The organism is Romboutsia sp. CE17 (assembly GCF_012317385.1).
Taxonomy (GTDB): domain Bacteria; phylum Bacillota; class Clostridia; order Peptostreptococcales; family Peptostreptococcaceae; genus Romboutsia_E.
Map to the genome: position 1 here is coordinate 1,245,734 of NZ_CP051144.1, position 19,453 is coordinate 1,265,186.

A 19,453-nucleotide genomic window follows, 5' to 3' on the forward strand; every position below is an offset into this window, starting at 1 on the left:
TTTATTTCTTTAATCTTGGGTCAAGAGCATCTCTTAGACCATCTCCAAATAAGTTAAATGCTAATATTATAATACTTATTGCTGCTGCAGGGAACATTAATCTATATGGATATGATGAAATTCCATCTAAAGCATCAGATGCTAATGATCCTAAACTTGCAAGTGGCTTACTTACACCTATACCTAAGAAACTTAGAAAAGCCTCAGTAAATATAGCCGATGGTATTTGTAACATTGTAGTTACAACTAATTGTCCTATACAGTTTGGAAGTAAATGCTTCATTATTAAGCGTTTATTATTTGCACCAAGTGCCTTTGCTGCATTAACATATTCCATCTCTTTTAATTGTAATACTTGACCTCTGACAATTCTTGCCATACCTACCCAATATAATAGACCATACACTATAAACATGGCTAAAATACCTGGCCCTAAGGTTTGAAGTACTCCAAGCGAATGACCAGAGTCAAAAGCTTTTGTTAGTGGTTCGTGTAAAACAATCCTTAATAATATTATAACTAGCATATCTGGTAAAGAGTATATAGTTTCAACTATTCTCATCATAGCTGCATCAACTTTACCTCCAAGTAATCCAGATACCGCTCCATAAATAGAACCTATCACTAGTACTATAAGAGCTGATCCAATACCAATTATTAAAGATATTCTAGCTCCAACCATTGTTCTTACAAGTAAATCTCTACCTAATTTATCCGTTCCAAATGGATGAGCTAAACAAGGAGTTAAATTTTCATGCCCCCTAATTTGTTGATCATATGTATAAGGACTTAAATAAGGTCCTATAAATGCAAATCCTATAAATAATATAATTACAACTAATGATATCATTGCAATTTTATTTTCTTTTAATCTTCTCCATGCATCTTTCCAGTAACTAGTATTTTCGCCCATAGTAATTAAGCTTTTTTGCTGCTCTTTCGTAACTGGTTTGAAATCATCTGGAGAGAATTCTATTTCACAATTAAAATTTTTGCTGTTTTCTAAAATCATAACAGATATACCCCTCCTATTCATCTAACTTAATTCTAGGATCTACTAGCTTATATAAGATATCGCATACTAGATTCATGACTATTATAAAAGCTGCTAAGAATACAGTCATTCCCATTATCAGGTTATAATCTCTAGCATCTATTGCTTTTATAAAGTATCTTCCTAGACCAGGAATATTAAACACTTTTTCAACTACAAATCCTCCAGTTAATGTAAATGCTACTAAAGGACCTAAATAAGTGATTATTGGTATTAAAGAGTTCTTTAATGCATGCTTGAATGTAACTACAAATTCAGACATACCTTTTGCTCTTGCTGTTCTGATATAATCTTGACCTAAAGAGTCAAGCATACTTGATCTCATCAGTCTAGTTATATAACACATAGGATAAAATCCTAAAGTAAATACTGGTAAAATGTAACTAGATGGTTTACTTAATCCATATGTCGGTAATAATTTTAGTTCTATTGCAAAAATTAACATCGATGCAGTTGCTATTACAAAGGAAGGCACTGCTATACCTAATGTTGATACTACACGTATTACACTGTCCTCCCATTTACCTCTTTTTAGTGCTGATACACACCCTAAAGGTATTCCTATTAATAATGCGAATATTATTGACATTACACCTATTTTAGCAGATATAGGGAAAGATTCTTTGATTATTTTTGTGACTGGTACATTTTTTTGAAGCTTATAACTTACTCCTAAGTCGCCTTCTAATAATTGTTGTAAGTAAATTTTATATTGAACTAATACAGGCTTATCTAATCCATACTTTTCATTTAATGCTTGCTGAGCTATTTCATTTGTTTTCTCTGAAGCAAAAGGACTTCCTGGGACTAGTTTCATTAAAAAGAACGTAATAGTTGCTGCTATAAATATAGTAAATATAGCCATCAATATACGTTTAAAAATATATTTTGCCGTATCCATCTTTTTTCCCCCTTTTTAAATTTGTGATTTTCCCTTTTTACCTATACCTACACTATAAACCTTATCATTTAATAATTATCTAATTTTTTAGAATTATGATACATATGATTAAGTTATATACATTTTAATTTACATCCCTTCAAAAGTCAATCTATAAAAAATTTTATGTTAATTTAAACTTATTAAAGTAAAGATCATTTTATACACCATATTTTTAAAGAGTTTTATTTATTTTACATATATTAAAATTATATTTAAAAACAATATGCTTTATTTTATAAATATAAATATCAATTCATAATTTTTTATAAAATGCAATTTATACTTTTCCATTGTCATTTTTTTAAAATTTAATACAATACTTTTCATTGTTTATTATTTATAACTTACTTCATATCTACTTTTATTTAATATCAAATGTAATTTTATTCATTTACAATTTTAATATAATATTTTTTATAATTTAACAACTTACATTAATTTTCACTAATTATAACAATATAATATATAATAGTTGTATATACTTTCTTTTAATAATTCAAACAAAGGAGGAGTCAAAATGTTAAAAATTATAAAAAATAAATTTGAAAATTATAAACCTTATATAAATGGATTTGAAAGTATGAAAAGAGCTTCTATTTTAGTTCCTATAGTGAAAAAGGATAACTCTTATTATATATTATTTGAAGTTAGGTCTAAAAATTTAAGAACACAACCAAGTGAAATTTCTTTTCCTGGCGGGAAAATAGAAAATGGTGAAACCCCTTTAGAAGCAGCTATAAGAGAAACTTGTGAAGAAATTGGGACATCAAAAGATAATATAGAAGTTATATCTCAACTAGATTTACTTATAACTCATATGAATTTAATAGTTCATCCTTATGTTGGAATTTTAAATAGTATAGAGAATTTAAATATAAATTCAGATGAAGTTGACCACACTTTTTTAGTACCTATAACTTATTTATTAGAAAATAAGCCAACTTATTATAAAAATAAGCTTGAAGTTATACCTGATGATGAATTTCCTTATGAAATAATTCCTAATAAGGAAAATTATAAGTTTCAAGAAAGCAATTATCCTGTAATTTTTTATAAATATAATAACTACGTTATCTGGGGTATCACTGCAAGAATATTAGAAAACTTTCTTAAAGTCCTAAATGATTAAACATATAAATAACCCTATATAAATGAGATTATATAGGGTTATTTATATAAAGAATTCAAAATTAGTATAATTTACTTTCTATTTTTTCTAATCTCTCATATACATCTATAAACTCTTCTGCTAATTGTTGAAAGTTTATAGCGTCCATTAAATGATCTTGTGAATGAACTAAGATTACACTCATTTCAGTTTTATTACCCATTGCTTCATTTTGAATTAATTCAGTTTGATATTTATGAGCATTTTGTATAGTATTTTTAGACTCTATAATAAGTTCTTTTGCTTTACTTATGTTTCCTTTTTTTAGATTCTCTTATAGCTTCATAGGCCATACCTTTAGCATCTCCTGAAAATCCAATTATTCCAAAAGATATTTCTATCATCTTATCATCCATAGTACTTCCCCCTAAATATGTCTATAATTCGTAATATCAATATTATTTTCTTCTAAAAATTGTTTCACTTCATTCGAAGTAAGTATTTTATGCTCTTTTGTTCTATAGGTAGTATAAGAAGTAGAGTTTAATATAAAGTCATCTAAAAAAGCAGGATGACACATTATATCAGATATATCATAACTCTTTATATTATCTATATTATTTATAAAATAATCCTCTCCAACATTTTCCTTATAAAAAGTGTCTATAAGTCTTACTACTTTTTTATAATCCATTTTGTATTCAAATCCACCTCTAATAGGTAAATTATATTTATCTAAAATCTTTTCAATTACAGGTTTAAGTCCTTCTAAAGTATGCACATGATGATGACTATCTAAATGACATATATTTATACCACAATTTTTCACTTTTTCTATTTGAGCACAAAACTCTCTATATACTTCATCTAAATCCATTTTTTCTAAGAGTTGATTGGTTATTCCTCTGTAAAAGTTACTATTTTCATCTATTATACTTTTTAAGTCTTGCAATAGAGGCTTATAACAACTTATAGTTAAATGTACTCCACAACTTAAAGATGGATTTTCCTTAAGAAGCTTTACTCCATGCTCCACACCAGGCATGTTTGCCATCATAGTTGTTGAGCTTACAATTCCATTATTATGAGCTGAAATTATACCATAATTTACAGCTTCACTATATCCAAAATCATCTGCATTTATTATAAGCTTGGTCATATCATTACCTACTTTCTAAATTGAGGAAGATATTCTTTATGAGCTTTTAGCATCTCATCTAATATAGTTTTAGCTAATTCATCAGACGGTATAAGAGGATTTATGCATAGCGCCAAAAGTGCAGCATTATAATCACCTGTAACAGCCGCTTTAGCAGCTAGTAATTCAAACGACTTAATTTGGCTAACTAACCCATGAACTGATTCAGGTAAATACCCTATTGATAATGGCTTAGGTCCATTTTTAGTTATTATACTGCTAATTTCTACAGCTTGGTCATCTTTAAAGTCTCTAATTGCACCATTATTTAATGTATTTACAACTTGGATATCTTTTTTGTCATTGTATATAGAACTAATTAAATTACATGCAGCATCACTATAGTAAGCTCCTCCTCTTTTTTCTAGTTGCGAAGGTTTAGTGTCTAAATTTTTATCTTTATATAATTCAAATAATTCTTTTTCTAACTCTTTAACTACTTCACCTCTACATTTACCTTCTTTAAATTCTTTAATCTCATCCTCAAGCATTTCTTTAGTCTTATAGTAATATCTATGATATGGACAAGGTATTACACCTAATGATTTTATAAAGTCTGAATTAAATTCTATTGCTTTTATATTTTGCATAGTGACATCTGAAGTAACAAATCTACTAATAGCTTCTTTTGTAACATCTTCCCCATCTAAAAATACATTAAGTCCATAAACCATGTGATTTAAACCTGCAAAATCCATACTTATTCTATTACTATCTGAATTAAACAGCTTAGCAATATCATTTTTTAGATGTATAGGAACATTGCATAATCCAATATATTTCTTAAATTTTGTATATCTAAATACAGCTTCACTTATTATCCCTGTAGGATTAGTAAAATTTATCACCCAAGCATTTGGACAATACTTTTCAACATCATTTAATATATCAAATATGACAGGTATAGTGCGAAGGGCTTTAAATAGCCCTCCTGCACCATTAGTTTCTTGGCCAATTACACCATGAGATAAAGGAATTCTTTCATCTTTTATTCTAGCATCTAAAAGGCCTACTCTTAACTGTGTTGTTACAAAGTCTGCACCTTCAAGTGCTTCTTTCCTATCCAATGTAAGATGTATTTTCATATCTACGCCAGATTTATTAACCATTCTTTTTGCTAGATTTCCTACTATCTCTAGTTTTTCTTTTCCATCTTCTATATCAACGAGCCATAACTCAGAAACAGGTAACTCTCTATGCCTTTTTATAAACCCTTCTACTAATTCTGGGGTATAGCTAGACCCTCCACCAATTGTAACTACTTTCAATCCTTTTCCCATATAATATACCGCCCTTATTACTTATTTAATTAGCAGACTTTTCTGCCTTCTTTGCCTCCATTTTTTCTGAAATAGTAACAAATGGCAAGTATATAAGTACTGATATTATTAAGTTTATTGCCGCTAATACACCACCACTCCAATGTCCAGTAGCCATAATACCTCCTAATATTGGTGGTGTTACCCATGGTATTTTAGGCATTATTACTGGAGCTACTATTCCAAAATCAATAGCTAGATATGCTATTGCTGAGCAAACAACCGGTGCAAGTACAAACGGTATCATAAATATAGGGTTTAAAACTATTGGTAGACCAAATATTACAGGTTCACTTATATTAAATATTGCTGGTGGTCCACCTAAAGCTATCATTTCCTTACGTCTTCTACCTGCAATTAATAATGCTATTATTAATCCTAAAATCATTCCTGATCCACCTAAATATACAAATGCATCAAAGAATGATCCTGCAAGAACATGGAAACCTTCTGTTGCACCTTGTTCAACTAAAATTGCATTATCTCCACCTAGCTTCATAAGTATTGTTTCAGTAAATGGTAATGCTATATTAGCACCATGTAATCCAAATATCCAAAGAAAATGTACTAAAAATGCAATTAACATTGTGAATCCTAAACTATCTGCAAAATTAGATAAAGGTTTTCCTAAATAGGTATTTAATATATCAGTCAAGAATTTGCCATCTGTAACTTTTGATATAAATATTCCTAAAAAAGTAAATATAGCTATAGTTAACATTCCTGGAATTAATTTAGCAAATGATCTTGCAACTTCTGGAGGTACTCCCTCTGGCATTTTAATTGCTAATTTATTTATTCTAGACAGTCTTACAAATATTTCTGCAGAACCCAAACCTATTACTATAGCTGTAAATAATGCAGTTGTATCTGTGTAAAGTTTAGGTATGAATCCCCATCCAGTTACAGCTTCTGAAGCTCCTTCTGGAGTAAATGTAGCAACTTGAGGTGCTAATATGAAAAATATACTAAGAGCTATTATTCCTGCTTGAAATCCATTTTCATCATATGATTTTGCTAAAAAGTATGCAACTCCTATAACTAGGAAAATTGCCATTGTTGCTATAGATCCCCACCATAGGTTTCCACCAAAAGAAGTCCATCCTTCTCCAAATATATTTGCCATAAAAGCTTTATACCCCTCTGATGGTAAGTTATTTATCAAAGTTCCTAATGCACCTACCATTGTTATCGGTATCATCGCAATAAATGCATCTCTGACTGCAACTAAGTGTCTTTGTGAGCCAATTTTAGCAGCAATTTCCATAAACTTATTCATAATTATCCCCCATAACATTATTAATTATTTGTTATTATATAATTCCATAGCTCTATCTAAAATAGCCTTCCCATTGCATTTTCCATAGTCCATCATATTTATAACTTCAACTGGAATATTATAAGGTTTTGCCATTTCAGTAGCTTTACCTATAATGTATCTAACTTGAGGTCCTAAAAGTAAAACATCACACTTTTCAATTTCATTTTTTAAGTTCACTTCTGATATAGCCCATATTTTAGCCTCTATATCGTTTTCCTTTGCTGCCTTTTCCATCTTTGTAACCAATAAACTCGTAGACATTCCTGCTGAACACGCCAACATTATTTTTATCATTTTTCTTCACTCCCTCCACTTTATACTCCCTCATTTATGTCATTTCCTGTTGTCATATATATATTTTTATCAAATGTATATACATTTGCTTCTTACTATTATTATAGATTAAATGTATATACATTTGCAACAATACTTTTCATATTTTATTACTATTCAGATACTGCATTTAATGTTAAAGTGTAACCATTATGATATGTATGTGAGTATTCAAATATTTCTCCATTTTGAAGCCTACAAACCTGGCTTATATACAATATTGCTTGTGGAGTATCTAATTCTAAACTCTCCATTATTTCTTCATCTGAAATTATTGCCTGAACTTCTCTTTCTGAAAAAGCTATTTTTAGTCCACATATTTCTTCTACAAAAGTATATAGGGATTTTTTACAATAATCTTCATTTAAATTTGGGAAAAGTTTAACAGGCATATATGTAATCATATAAGATACCTTCCTATTATCAGCTAATCTTACTCTTTTTACTTCCCATATATTGTCTCCTACTTCTATATTTAACTTATTAGACAATAATTCATCAGCTTGCACAATGTTTAACTCAAGTAAAATATTAGATACTTCATACCCCTTTCTATTCATTTCCTTAGTAAAGCCACTAATCGCTGATATATTATCATAAATTCTACTTCCAATCACAATACTTCCTACACCTCTTTGCCTACTAATGTATCCATCTTTAACTAAATTATTTAAAGCAGATCTGACAGTCATACGACTTACATTAAACTCTTCACTTAATTGATTTTCTGAAGGAATTAAATCTCCCTTTTTAAGTTTATCTGAATTTATTAATTCTTTAACATAATTTTCTATAACTTTATATATTGGTTCTTTCATTATTTATTCTCCTTTATATTTATTATAAATGTATATTTTTATATAAAAAATATATATACATTTAAAATAAACCACTTTATCTTATTTATCAACTATTTTTTAATCTAAATAAATTATTTATAAAATAATATCATTAAAATAAATTTGAATAATAAAAAGGTATTGAATTTTAATCAATACCTTTTTATTATTTCAATATTTAATTAAAAGCACAAATAAATCTAAACTATCGTAATTATATCTCTTTACCTATTAAAGAGAATCCCGTAGCATCAGTTATCTGAACATTAATTAACTTACCTACTAAGTTTTCACTTTTTGCGTCAAAATTAACTAGCTTATTTTGTCTAGTTCTTCCCATAAATCTATTATCATCAGTCTTACTCTTACCTTCAACTAAAATTTCAACAGTTTTTCCTAAATAGCTTTGATTTATTTCTCCTGTGATTTTATTTACCTTTTCTAAAACTCTGTTAAATCTTTCATGTTTAACATCTTCAGGTATTTGGTTTTCCATTTCTGCAGCTGGAGTTCCTTTTCTTTTAGAGTATATAAATGTAAATGCAGAATCATATCTTACTTTTTCTACTACATCTATAGTATCTAATAAATCTTCTTCTGTTTCTCCTGGAAAACCTATCATTAAATCTGTTGAGAATGCTATTTCTGGAACTTCTTTTTTAGCTTTATCTATTATATTTAAATATTGTTCCTTAGTATAGTGTCTATTCATTACTTTTAATAATGAACTACTTCCACATTGTACTGGTAAATGTAAAAATTCACAAACTTTATCACAATCTCTTATAGCATATATAACATCATCCGATATATCTTTTGGATGAGAAGTCATAAATCTTATTCTTTCTAATCCTTCTATTTCATTTACCATTCGTAGTAACTCTGCAAAAGTCATAGGATTTTCTAATGTTTTTCCATAAGAGTCAACGTTTTGACCTAATAGTGTAACTTCTTTAGTTCCATTAGCAACAAGCTCTTTTATTTCATTTATTATATCTTCTGGAGTTCTACTTCTCTCTCTTCCTCTAGTATATGGTACTATACAATAAGTACAGAAATTATTACATCCATACATTATATTAACAAAAGCTTTTAACTCAAATTTTCTATTACTCTTAAGCCCTTCTACTACTTCACCATCTACATCCCAAACATCAACTAATATATTTTCAGACTCCATTGATTTAGTTAGTAATTCAGGGAATTTATATAAATTATGAGTTCCAAATACTAGATCAACGTGTTTATATTTGGATTTTATTTCTTTAACAACATGAGGTTGTTGCATCATACATCCACATACTGCAATTTTTAAGTCTGGATTTTTTCTCTTAGCTAATTTTAAGTGTCCTAAATTACCAAATACCTTAAGTTCTGCATTTTCTCTAACTGCACATGTATTGTATATGATTAAATCACATTCATCAACCATCATACCTTGCTCATATCCCATGTTATCTAACATAGCACAAAGCTTTTCTGAATCATGCTCATTCATTTGGCATCCAAAAGTCTGAATAATATATTTAGGCTTTACTTGATGTATAGCATAGTATCTCGAATTTTGTTCTGCTAGTGCTTCTATAAATCTATCTTGTTCCTCTATCTTTTCCATAGGAACTTGTACTTGTTTTCTCTTTGACAAAGTTGATTCCTCCTTAAAACGTTTAAAATTACTAAATATAAAAATAATTATATCAAATTAGTTTGAATATTTAAAGATATTAGTTTTAATCTATTAATATATTAATGAATTCTTATTAACTTAACTGGAAATAATACTTAAGATAATTAATTAAAGGAGAAATATAATGTTAGTAGTTTTAGTCAGAAGTATTTTACTTTATATATCAATTTTAATTTCCTTAAGAGTTATGGGAAAAGGTGAAATAGCAGAAATGAATTCGTATGATCTAGTTATTACTTTATTAATCGCAGATGTAGTATCTATGCCCATGGAAAATAATAATATACCTTTAATAAATGGTATAGCTTCTTTAACAGGATTAGTATTAATGCAAACATTAATTTCTTATATTTCATTAAAAAGCCGCAAGTTTAACTCTTTTTTATCAGGGAGCGCTACTATTTTAATAAATAAAGGGAAAATAGATCAAAAACAACTAAAAAAGGAAAGAATTAGTATTGATGAATTATTAGAACAATTACGAGTTCAAGGCTTTTTTAATATTAGAGATGTTCAGTATGCAATATTAGAGAGAGATGGTAATCTAAGTATCGTACCAAATAGTACTTATAATAGTACACCATCTGTTAATTTTAAACATCTTCCTATACCCATAATAATTGATGGAAGAATTATAAGAGAAAGCTTATCGTCAATTAATAAGGATGAAAATTGGCTTTTGGGAATACTAAAATCTAATCATATTGAAAGCTATAAAAATGTACTTATATGTATATTAGATGAACATGACAAAATATTTATTCAAGAAAAAAATAATTAAAATTTTGGAGTGAAGTCCTATGAGATCTTTAATTTTTGTTTTAATATGGACAGTAATATTTACTTCATTAGGAATTTATACTAATGATGAAATAGGTGATTTTGCTGATAAATACAATTCTAAATTTGATCAAATTGAAATATATATAGAAGAAAATAATTGGAAAAAGGCGGAAGCAGAACTAAAAACCTTATCAAGTGAATATTATAATGAAAAAGAAATTTGGTATAAATTATTAGATCATACTTATTTTGATGATATTAGTTTATATATTAATATCTTAGCTAAATCTATATATACTCAAGATAAATCTCAATCTTTTGAGGAAATTGAGAAAATAAAAAAGACTTTAGATAATATATTAGAAACTGGTAAGTTTGACTTAAATCATATTTTATAAACAATAAAAAATGATTTAAGTCTATATCTTATTATTTTTATAAAAAAAGCCTCTTAGTTATTAACTAAGAGGCAAAACATCAAATTATCAATCTAATATATGAGACATATTATATCAGTATTTAACTTTATATAAGAATAACCCTTTTGCCGGTGCTGTATCAGATGCTTGTGCTCTATTTTTTAATTCTAGCATTTTTTTTATATCTTCAGGAGTTTTTCTTTTTAAGCCAACATCTATTAATGCTCCTGTAATAATTCTAACCATATTATATAAGAATCCATTTCCCTCAACATAAATTTCAATAATATTATTATTTTCTTTTATATCTATTGAGTATACTTCTCTTATATTACTTTTTTTCTTAGATTTAGATGATGCAAAACTTGTAAAATCATGTTCTCCTAGTAAATATTTACTTCCTTCTCTCATAAGATTTAAGTCTAACTTTTTATCTACATGATGAGCATATTTTCTATTAAATACATTATGATATTTATTATTATCAATTCTATATAAGTAAACTTTTGACTTTACATTATATCTTGAATGAAATCTATCTTCTACCTCTTCGATATTCCTTATAACTATATCTTCAGGTAAATATTCATATAAATATTTTTTCATTTTCTCTATAGAATAATTATTACTAGTTTTAAAATTTACAACTTGTCCATATGCATGAACACCCATGTCAGTTCTTCCTGATCCAATTATTTCTATAGTTTCATCTGTCATCTTAGACAATACAGTTTCTATCTTACCTTGTATTGTCATATTATTATCTTTAAGTCTTTGAAATCCTTTATATCTAGATCCATCATATTCTACCGTCATTTTTATATTTCTCATTTTTAAATTTTCCTTTTATTAAATTCTTTTTAAATAGATTCGAGTATTTTATTTTTCAAAGTAAAAGTAATAATAGTTCCTACATCTTTTTCACTTTCAATGTGAATCTTACCACCATGCAGCTTTACTATCTCATTGCTAATTGCAAGACCTAAACCACTTCCTGATTTATGGAAATCTTCTTGGAAGAACTTTTCTAGAACCTTTTCTAAGTTTTCAGACTTTATACCTGTACCTGTATCTTTTACTTTTACAGTTGTAAAGTCTTCATTTTGAGATACTATAATTTCTATATATCCTTCTGGTGGTGTAAACTTAATTGCATTTTGCACTAAATTAATTAAAACTTGTCTTAATCTATTCTTATCACCTTGAATTGTAACTAGATTTTCTACTTCAAATCTATAAGTTAGCTTAATATTATTTTCAATAGCTTTTACCTTAAGTTGATTTACAACACCTTTTGTCAAAGCTTCTATATTTACCATATCAATTTGTAGCCTAATTCTATCTGAAGAAAGTCTAGAAAAGTCTAATAACTCTTCTACTAGTTTAATAAGCCTTTCAGTCTCATCTTGTATTATACCTAGTCCTAAGTCTAATTCATCCTTAGATATATTTTCATAACCTAAAGTTTCACTCCATCCTTTTATAGAGGTAAGAGGTGTTCTTAATTCATGAGATATAGATGAAATAAACTCTTCTTTTAATCTTCTTGTTTTATCAATTTCTCCAGCCATATGTTCAAAAGTTTGTGCTAAATCACCAATTTCATCATTTCTTATTTTTTTATTTTTAAGCTTAATATTATAATTCCCATGAGCAAGTTCATTCGCAAACTCTTTAAGCTCTCTAAGTGGTTGTATTAAACTTTCAGCAAATCTTAAACTTATAGAAATAGTTATAAGTAATATGAGTACTCCTGCAAGAATTAGCCCTAGTACAAGCTTAAATATAGTCTTATCTATTTCATTTAATGATACTGTATATCTTACAACACCTTCTATTACATTATTTACTTTTAAAGGAAAAGAAATACTCATTAAATGCTCATTAGTATCAACAATTCTATAATTATATGGAACCAAATTACTTGAATCAGCCAATGCTCTATTTACATCTTCATACTCTACTTTTTCATTAGTTCTTATACCATATTGATCAATAATAAGATTTTTATTTTTATCAATAATTTGCACAGAAAACTTAGAATTTGCCTTCATATTTTCTTTTTCTATAACACTATTTGCTTTAGTTTCAAAGCTACTAGACTCCGTATATATTGTATTATAGCTATCTCTTGTATATGCAGCATGACTAGTTAAGGACTGTTCTACAGAATCATAGTAGTAATTTTGTATATAGAAAATGAACATACCTTCAAATAAGACTATTGTTATAATAATTATTGTAAAATAATATTTAATTATCCGTCTTCTAAGTCCTTCAAAATGTAACACTACTAGTCTTCCTTTCTAAAACTATATCCATATCCCCAAACTGTTTGTATATATTTAGGCTTAGATGGATCATCTTCTATTTTATTCCTTATTCTTCTTATATTAACATCAACTATTTTAAAATCATATAAATAGTTGCTTCCCCACACTTCATTTAATATTTGATCTCTACTTAAAGATTGACTTCCATTTGTCATTAAGTATTTAACTATTGAAAATTCTGTTGGCGTAAGTTCTATTTCTTTGTTATTTTTGTACAACTTTCTTTTATCTATATCTAGTCTGAAAGGATTTGATATTATTTCATTAGTTTTTGCTTTAGCATTATCTTTTTTTACTCTTCTAAGTAAAGCCGAAACCCTTACTAATAATTCTTTTATACTAAATGGTTTTACTATGTAATCATCAGCACCTGATATAAACCCTTCTATTTTATCTTCTTCTTGTGACTTAGCTGTAAGCATTATTATTCCAACTTGGTCAAAATTTTGTCTTATAAATTTACATATTTCTATACCGCTCATATCTGGTAACATTACATCTAAAAGTGCTATAGATATGTCATCTTCCTTAGATAATTTTTCTATTGCTTCGCTTCCTGTGCCTGCTTCTATTATTTCGTAACCTTCTCTTTTTAAATTTATGCTAACGAAACTTCTTATTCCTATCTCATCTTCTAATATTAATATTTTTTCCTTCATAAAAATCCTCCCATAAGTTATTCATATATTAATGAAAAATACTCTTTTAAAGATTCTACCGTTAAATCTAATCTATTTAATTGCTCAGTGTCGACTATAGTTAAAATAAAATTATATTTGTCAGTTTCCTTAAGGCTTATCCCAACTTGATTTTGTAAATTTATATTTTTAGATTCATCAACCACTATATTTTTACTATGTGCCGTTATAGTAAATAAAGTTTTTGAACCTTTTTCTTTTTCATCATAATAATTAAATTTAAATATTACATTATCAGAATTAGTTTCTTGTTCTACATAAATTTTATTAGCCAAATTATTCTGAATAAGAAATTTATAATTATATTCGTAATTATAATATACTTGAATTGTAAATAATAATCCAGAACTAGAATCTTTTTTTCCATTCCAACTATACCAACTTATATTCGCAGATGACTTAGACGTATAAGTATTTTCATTTAAACTTCCATTTAAAATAGGTATGTCTATAACCTTATCTTTATTGATATCTTCTACTGGAATATAATATGATTTCATAAGAGATTTATCATTATCTTCAAAAGCTTTTTTTAGATTATCATCTTCAAAATACAACATTTGTGTAAAGTAACTACTCTCCTTTGTCATAGGTATATCTAATACTATACCTTTAATATTAGAACCTTTAGCTTGTGATGCTATATTCCCTAATGTTATATACAGCTCACTTATGTTTTTTACATTATCAAATTTAACATAGTCAATAAGTTCAACTCCATTATTTATGCCATCATAATTTATTACACTCACATACATTCTACTATTTCTACTATCATAGTTTGCCATTAAAATATCTAACTTATTATCATTATTAATGTAGCCAATTTCTATCTTCATATCAGTTAGGTTATATCTATCATTTATCCATGTAGGTTTAATTTCAATAGATTTTTTTATTTCACCATCAATATATTTATATACATATAGAGTAGTTTTAATTTGTCCTTTTGCAGCAAGTATTATTTCTTTGTTTCCATCATTATCTAAGTCATAAAAATTAGCATACTCTATGGACTCACCAGATATTGATTCTTTTGATATTTTTTCATAATCATCTTGCTTTTTATTTAAGATAAAAAATCCAACTTCACTTTCGTTAGTATTAAGATTCTTACTTTTTTCAAATACAATAACTTCTTCAATACCATTATTATCTAAATCAACTTTATTTATTTTTCCAACATCTTGCAAATTTGCTGGGAGCAATAATGATGCTGAACTTCCTACAATACGATTAACACTTTCATAAAGTTTTTTATTATTTTCATTATAAATTGGCTTTTGATCAATTAATTGTTCAGGTGACTCACTGCCTAATGCACATCCTGTTAACGATAGCATTAAAAATCCTAAAATAGCAGTGCTTTTAAAAAATTTCATTAATTTCCTCCTATGTTAAAGCATTATCACAATAATGTTTAAATCTTTCTATTCTATCTTTTTCTAACTTAATAGTTTCTTGATTTAGATTTCCTCTACCTAATCTATCACATAAAGATAATAATGCAACCTCTTTATAATCACATTCTTTCAGCATTTTATCTAATTCAAAAAACGGTAAGTTTTTATCAAAAAAAAGAGGTTGCATATGATATCTTACTAATTTAACAACTTCTTTTTTAAATTTTTCATCGAATCCTAATTTACTCAAAAATTTATATGCTATATTTTCACCTTCTATATCGTGATTATAAGATGTAATTCTTCCTTTTCTTAATTTTGTCGTTGTTAGTTTTCCAATATCATGTAATAAAGCTGACCACATAAATACTCTTTTATCTTTACTTTCTTCTTTAAGATTAGCTGCTTCATCTACAACTAATAATACATGATTTAAAACACTACCTTCTGGGTGATATTTTTTATTTTGATCTATTTTATCCAAGTTTTTTATAAGATTTAAAGGTTCATTATCCATCTTACCATCTTCAATCAATCTTAATAAATCTTTTGAGGGTACATTGCTATTCATTAAAATATTATCAATTTCAAGACTTATATCTTTTGTTGTCATATAATTCATCCTTTCCTTATATTATCATAAAATCTACTTAATTTACTATATTTACAGTATAAAATATTACTATATAAAAAATAAAAGCTTAGTATTTTAACTAAGCTCTTATTTCTATTTTAACACTATTTAAATCATTTATTTATTTTAATTTTATTATTTAAATAAATTTTTAGATATAAATATTATTAATCTCTATCTTTTAATAAAATTTTCCTTAGACCAAACTATATTTTCAAGTTTATTACTTTGTGATTTAATATCTTCAGTTTCTATAGATTGCTCTATTGTATTATTACTTTTTTCTGTTAATTCAGTTTCATAACTTCTAAAATTTAAACTCTCGTTATCTACTTCTTCTATATTTTCTAATTCATCTTTAATTTCTAGATTTTGTTTAACATCTAAAGATTCATCAATATCAGGTTTTTTTATTCTTTTTTTGTTAATATGGTTATTTCCATGAGGTCTTTTTGAATTCTTAGTATTATTATCATGTTCTACATTATCTACTTTATTATCTATAAGTTCACTTTTAGATTGTGGCTTATTTGAGCTTTTTTTGTTATGAGACTTCTTAGAATTTTGTTCTTTTTCTTGAGATTTATTCTTGGACTTTTTACTTGAAAATGATTTTTTACTTGATGTGCTTTTGCTATTTTCCTTTTTTTTATTTGACTTTTGATTATTATTAGTATTTTTGTTAGATGTTTTCTTCTTACCTAAACCAAATCCTTTTCTAGCTTTAGGTTTTTGTGAAGATTCTTCTAATCCAAATTCTTCTTTTTTATCATCTGGAACTAATTCATTTAAAATAATTTCATTATAATTCTCTTCATATTCAGATTTTTTTTCAATATTTTTATCATTTTGGCTTGAGTGTTTTTTTCTATTACTACTTCTTTTATGATTATTATTTTTCATTCTAAGCATTATTACACCCCCTCGAAATACTCTTTATAATATTTATATTCTTTCGAAGGGGAAATTATTTTTATTATTTGTAATTAATCATTATTTCTTGGTGGTCTTGGTCCTGGGTATTGATATAAGTTAGTTTTTAACATACCATTGTAAAGCTTTCTTTTTCTATCTGCATCTTTACCAAACTCTCTTTCAAAATCTTCAAAAGAAGTTATTAGATAATAAGACCAGTTCTTTAATTTTCTAAACGTATATCCTAATTCTTTGTAAAGCATCTTTACACTATCAGAGTCTTCAAGTCTTTCTCCATATGGTGGATTAGTTATTATAAACCCATACTCTTCATCACTCTTAAAGTCAACTGCATTTGCCACATTAAATTCGATATAATCTTCAACTCCTGCAAGTTCAGCATTTTCACGAGCTATATTTATTGCTTGTTCGTCTATATCATAACCATATATCTTAAAAGGCTTACTTTCATCAATTTTATCATAAGCTTCTTTTCTTACATCCCACCAAATTTTCTTATCCATAGTTCTCCATTTTTCAGAAATAAATTCACGATTAAGTCCTGGTGCCATATTTATTCCCATCATCGCAGCTTCTATTAAAAGAGTACCGGAACCACACATAGGATCAACTAAAGTTCTACCTGGCTTCCATGGTGTAAGATACATTATAGCTGCAGCTAGCGTCTCTCTTATTGGAGCCTTATTAGCTTTTTCTCTATATCCTCTTTTATGAAGAGCATCTCCTGTTGTATCTATAGATAAAACTACCTTGTCTTTATGTATAAAAACATAAATCGGATATTTTTCTTTGTCCTCTTTTAATAACCCATCTTCTAAATAGCTTTTCTTTAAACTTTCTACAATAGCTTTTTTTACTATTGATTGTATATGAGGTGTAGAATGTAATTTTGATTTTATAGATGATGCTTTAGTTATTGGAAATTGTGCACCGTATGGTATATATTTTGCCCAGTTTATTCTTTTGGTTCCTTCAAATAGTTCATCAAAAGTTTTAGCTTCAAACTCAGCTACTTTAAGATGAACTCTTTCTGCACATCTTAGCCACATATTAGCTTTAGCTATACCATATTCATCAGTTTTATATGTAACCCTTCCATCTTCAGTTTTAACTATTTCAAATCCTAAATCTTTAATTTCTCTTGCCAGCATTTTTTCTACACCAAAAAAACATGGTGACATTAACGTATATGTCTTCATATAATCCTCCTACTTTTTTATGCGAGATTAGTACTGCCCATTTTATAGCCGCCCATATCTAAAGTCACATATTTAAATCCAAATTCTTTAAGTTTATTGTTTGTTTTTTCTAATATATCATTACTAAAAAACTTATTTATCTCATCTTTTCCAACTTCTATTCTAGCTATATCATCATGAAGTCTTACCCTAAATTGATTAAATCCTATACTATTTAAGTATTCTTCACCCTTTTCTATCATTCTAAGCTTTTCATTAGTAATTTTTGTTCCACATGGTATTCTAGTAGCAAGACATGCGAATGCAGGTTTATTAAATGTTTTAAGGTTCATCTCTTTAGATAAAGCTCTAATATCTTCTTTGGTAAATCCACATTCTTTTAATGGACTTATTACATTTAATTCCTCTATTGCTTTAAGTCCTGGTCGATAATCACCCAAATCATCTAAATTAGTTCCATCTGCTACATATTTTATATTGTTTATTCTAGCTACATCTTTAACTTTAGTAAATACTGCATTTTTACAGTAGTAACATCTCTCTGGTCCATTTTCAATGAACTCCTTAATATTAAAGTCATCTATTCTAACTACTATATGCTTTACATTAAATGTCTTAGCATATTCTATAGCTTCTTCAATTTCTCTATTTGAATGCATCATAGCATGTAATGTCACAGCTATAGCATTTTCTCCTAAGGTATCACTTGCAACCTTAAGTAAAAAATTACTATCTACACCTCCAGAGTAAGCAATTGCTACACTACCTAAATCTTTTAGCATCTTTTTTAGTTTTTCTAATTTTTTACTCAACTCCATAATATACCTCCCACCTTTATAGTAAATTAATTATATAAAATATAACTGTATAAATCAAACTAATTTATTAGAAAATCAAGTTTTATTGATTATTTATTGTTTGAACTCAATATATCTAACTATATTATTTGAAAAAATATATAACTTATTGTAATATATGATTATATAAAAAGGGGGAAAATAGAGATGAAAATAGACTACGAGATATTAAACAATTTATTAAAAAATAATAAAGGGATAAAATTAATTTATAGAGAAAATACTAATATATTAGATATATTTATATCTAATACTCTTATATCTACTTTAGAATTAGAAAGTAACAATATAGAAAGCCATAGTGAAGAAATTTATAATGCTATAGTAAACTTAAAAAATATTAATTTATATATTCCTAAAATTTATATAAAAGAAAATTGATAAATTTA

At 27.0% G+C, this 19,453-nt stretch carries 22 protein-coding genes; 4 read left to right on the forward strand and 18 right to left on the reverse strand.

From position 1 onward, the window contains the following. Position 1: 1 nt before the first annotated feature. Together HF520_RS05915 and HF520_RS05920 are read right to left on the reverse strand one after the other, a co-directional pair. Positions 2-1,012 (reverse strand): ABC transporter permease, encoded by a 1,011-nt coding sequence (locus HF520_RS05915; RefSeq protein WP_168573142.1) that lies wholly within the window; start codon positions 1,010-1,012, stop codon positions 2-4. Between the two features lie 16 nt (positions 1,013-1,028). Next, entirely contained in the window at positions 1,029-1,955 is a 927-nt protein-coding gene (locus tag HF520_RS05920) for an ABC transporter permease (RefSeq protein WP_168573143.1), read from the reverse strand. 559 nt (positions 1,956-2,514) lie between these two features. On the opposite strand from HF520_RS05920, the gene HF520_RS05925 reads away from it, so the two are divergent. Continuing rightward, entirely contained in the window at positions 2,515-3,126 is a 612-nt protein-coding gene (locus HF520_RS05925) for an NUDIX hydrolase (RefSeq protein ID WP_168573144.1), read from the forward strand. Between the two features lie 61 nt (positions 3,127-3,187). On the opposite strand, the gene HF520_RS15235 is transcribed toward HF520_RS05925, so the two are convergent. The 8 genes from HF520_RS15235 to miaB form a co-directional block, all read right to left on the reverse strand. Further along, on the reverse strand, positions 3,188-3,418 hold the full coding sequence (locus HF520_RS15235) for a PTS lactose/cellobiose transporter subunit IIA (protein WP_330586333.1): 231 nt from the start codon (positions 3,416-3,418) through the stop codon (positions 3,188-3,190). Continuing rightward, positions 3,411-3,521, reverse strand: a complete 111-nt coding sequence (locus HF520_RS15240; protein ID WP_243155208.1) for a PTS lactose/cellobiose transporter subunit IIA — start codon at positions 3,519-3,521, stop codon at positions 3,411-3,413. Before HF520_RS15240 ends, HF520_RS15235 begins: the two co-directional genes overlap by 8 nt. Positions 3,522-3,532: 11 nt before the next feature. After that, the gene (gene chbG / locus HF520_RS05935) at positions 3,533-4,264 is read right to left on the reverse strand and encodes a chitin disaccharide deacetylase (RefSeq protein ID WP_168573145.1); all 732 of its coding nucleotides are present in this window, start codon (positions 4,262-4,264) and stop codon (positions 3,533-3,535) included. An 8-nt stretch (positions 4,265-4,272) separates the two neighbouring features. After that, positions 4,273-5,583 carry a 6-phospho-beta-glucosidase gene (locus HF520_RS05940; protein ID WP_168573146.1) on the reverse strand — a complete coding sequence of 437 codons (1,311 nt, stop codon included), beginning with the start codon at positions 5,581-5,583 and terminating at the stop codon, positions 4,273-4,275. Between the two features lie 25 nt (positions 5,584-5,608). Then, the gene (locus tag HF520_RS05945) at positions 5,609-6,901 is read right to left on the reverse strand and encodes a PTS sugar transporter subunit IIC (RefSeq protein WP_168573147.1); all 1,293 of its coding nucleotides are present in this window, start codon (positions 6,899-6,901) and stop codon (positions 5,609-5,611) included. A gap of 24 nt (positions 6,902-6,925) precedes the next feature. Beyond that, positions 6,926-7,237 (reverse strand): PTS sugar transporter subunit IIB, encoded by a 312-nt coding sequence (locus HF520_RS05950; RefSeq protein ID WP_207711035.1) that lies wholly within the window; start codon positions 7,235-7,237, stop codon positions 6,926-6,928. 152 nt (positions 7,238-7,389) lie between these two features. Continuing rightward, entirely contained in the window at positions 7,390-8,094 is a 705-nt protein-coding gene (locus HF520_RS05955) for a GntR family transcriptional regulator (protein WP_168573148.1), read from the reverse strand. 235 nt (positions 8,095-8,329) lie between these two features. Beyond that, positions 8,330-9,760: a tRNA (N6-isopentenyl adenosine(37)-C2)-methylthiotransferase MiaB gene (gene miaB, locus HF520_RS05960; RefSeq protein ID WP_168573149.1), complete on the reverse strand. Its 1,431-nt coding sequence runs from the start codon at positions 9,758-9,760 to the stop codon at positions 8,330-8,332. A 166-nt stretch (positions 9,761-9,926) separates the two neighbouring features. On the opposite strand from miaB, the gene HF520_RS05965 reads away from it, so the two are divergent. Beyond that, entirely contained in the window at positions 9,927-10,583 is a 657-nt protein-coding gene (locus HF520_RS05965) for a DUF421 domain-containing protein (RefSeq protein WP_168573150.1), read from the forward strand. 19 nt (positions 10,584-10,602) lie between these two features. Then, positions 10,603-10,983, forward strand: a complete 381-nt coding sequence (locus tag HF520_RS05970) for a DUF4363 family protein (protein WP_168573151.1) — start codon at positions 10,603-10,605, stop codon at positions 10,981-10,983. Between the two features lie 114 nt (positions 10,984-11,097). On the opposite strand, the gene truA is transcribed toward HF520_RS05970, so the two are convergent. From truA to larE, 8 genes are all read right to left on the reverse strand, one after another. Next, entirely contained in the window at positions 11,098-11,835 is a 738-nt protein-coding gene (gene truA / locus HF520_RS05975) for a tRNA pseudouridine(38-40) synthase TruA (protein ID WP_168573152.1), read from the reverse strand. Positions 11,836-11,864: 29 nt separating this feature from the next. Beyond that, on the reverse strand, positions 11,865-13,295 hold the full coding sequence (locus tag HF520_RS05980; RefSeq protein WP_207711036.1) for a sensor histidine kinase: 1,431 nt from the start codon (positions 13,293-13,295) through the stop codon (positions 11,865-11,867). 2 nt (positions 13,296-13,297) lie between these two features. After that, positions 13,298-13,996, reverse strand: coding sequence for a cell wall metabolism DNA-binding response regulator WalR (gene walR / locus HF520_RS05985; protein WP_168573153.1), 699 nt, complete (start codon positions 13,994-13,996; stop codon positions 13,298-13,300). Positions 13,997-14,013: 17 nt separating this feature from the next. Further along, complete coding sequence (locus HF520_RS05990) at positions 14,014-15,417, reverse strand: FG-GAP repeat domain-containing protein (RefSeq protein WP_168573154.1); 1,404 nt, start codon at positions 15,415-15,417, stop codon at positions 14,014-14,016. A 10-nt stretch (positions 15,418-15,427) separates the two neighbouring features. Continuing rightward, positions 15,428-16,051: an HD domain-containing protein gene (locus tag HF520_RS05995; protein WP_168573155.1), complete on the reverse strand. Its 624-nt coding sequence runs from the start codon at positions 16,049-16,051 to the stop codon at positions 15,428-15,430. 195 nt (positions 16,052-16,246) lie between these two features. Beyond that, entirely contained in the window at positions 16,247-16,984 is a 738-nt protein-coding gene (locus HF520_RS06000; protein WP_168573156.1) for a hypothetical protein, read from the reverse strand. Between the two features lie 74 nt (positions 16,985-17,058). Continuing rightward, the gene (locus HF520_RS06005; RefSeq protein WP_168573157.1) at positions 17,059-18,207 is read right to left on the reverse strand and encodes a THUMP domain-containing class I SAM-dependent RNA methyltransferase; all 1,149 of its coding nucleotides are present in this window, start codon (positions 18,205-18,207) and stop codon (positions 17,059-17,061) included. Between the two features lie 17 nt (positions 18,208-18,224). Next, a complete protein-coding gene (gene larE / locus HF520_RS06010) occupies positions 18,225-19,025 on the reverse strand; it encodes an ATP-dependent sacrificial sulfur transferase LarE (RefSeq protein WP_168573158.1) in 801 nt (266 codons plus the stop codon). 186 nt (positions 19,026-19,211) lie between these two features. Between larE and HF520_RS06015 the strand changes: the two genes are divergently transcribed. Further along, complete coding sequence (locus tag HF520_RS06015; protein ID WP_168573159.1) at positions 19,212-19,445, forward strand: hypothetical protein; 234 nt, start codon at positions 19,212-19,214, stop codon at positions 19,443-19,445. Positions 19,446-19,453 lie beyond the last annotated feature (8 nt).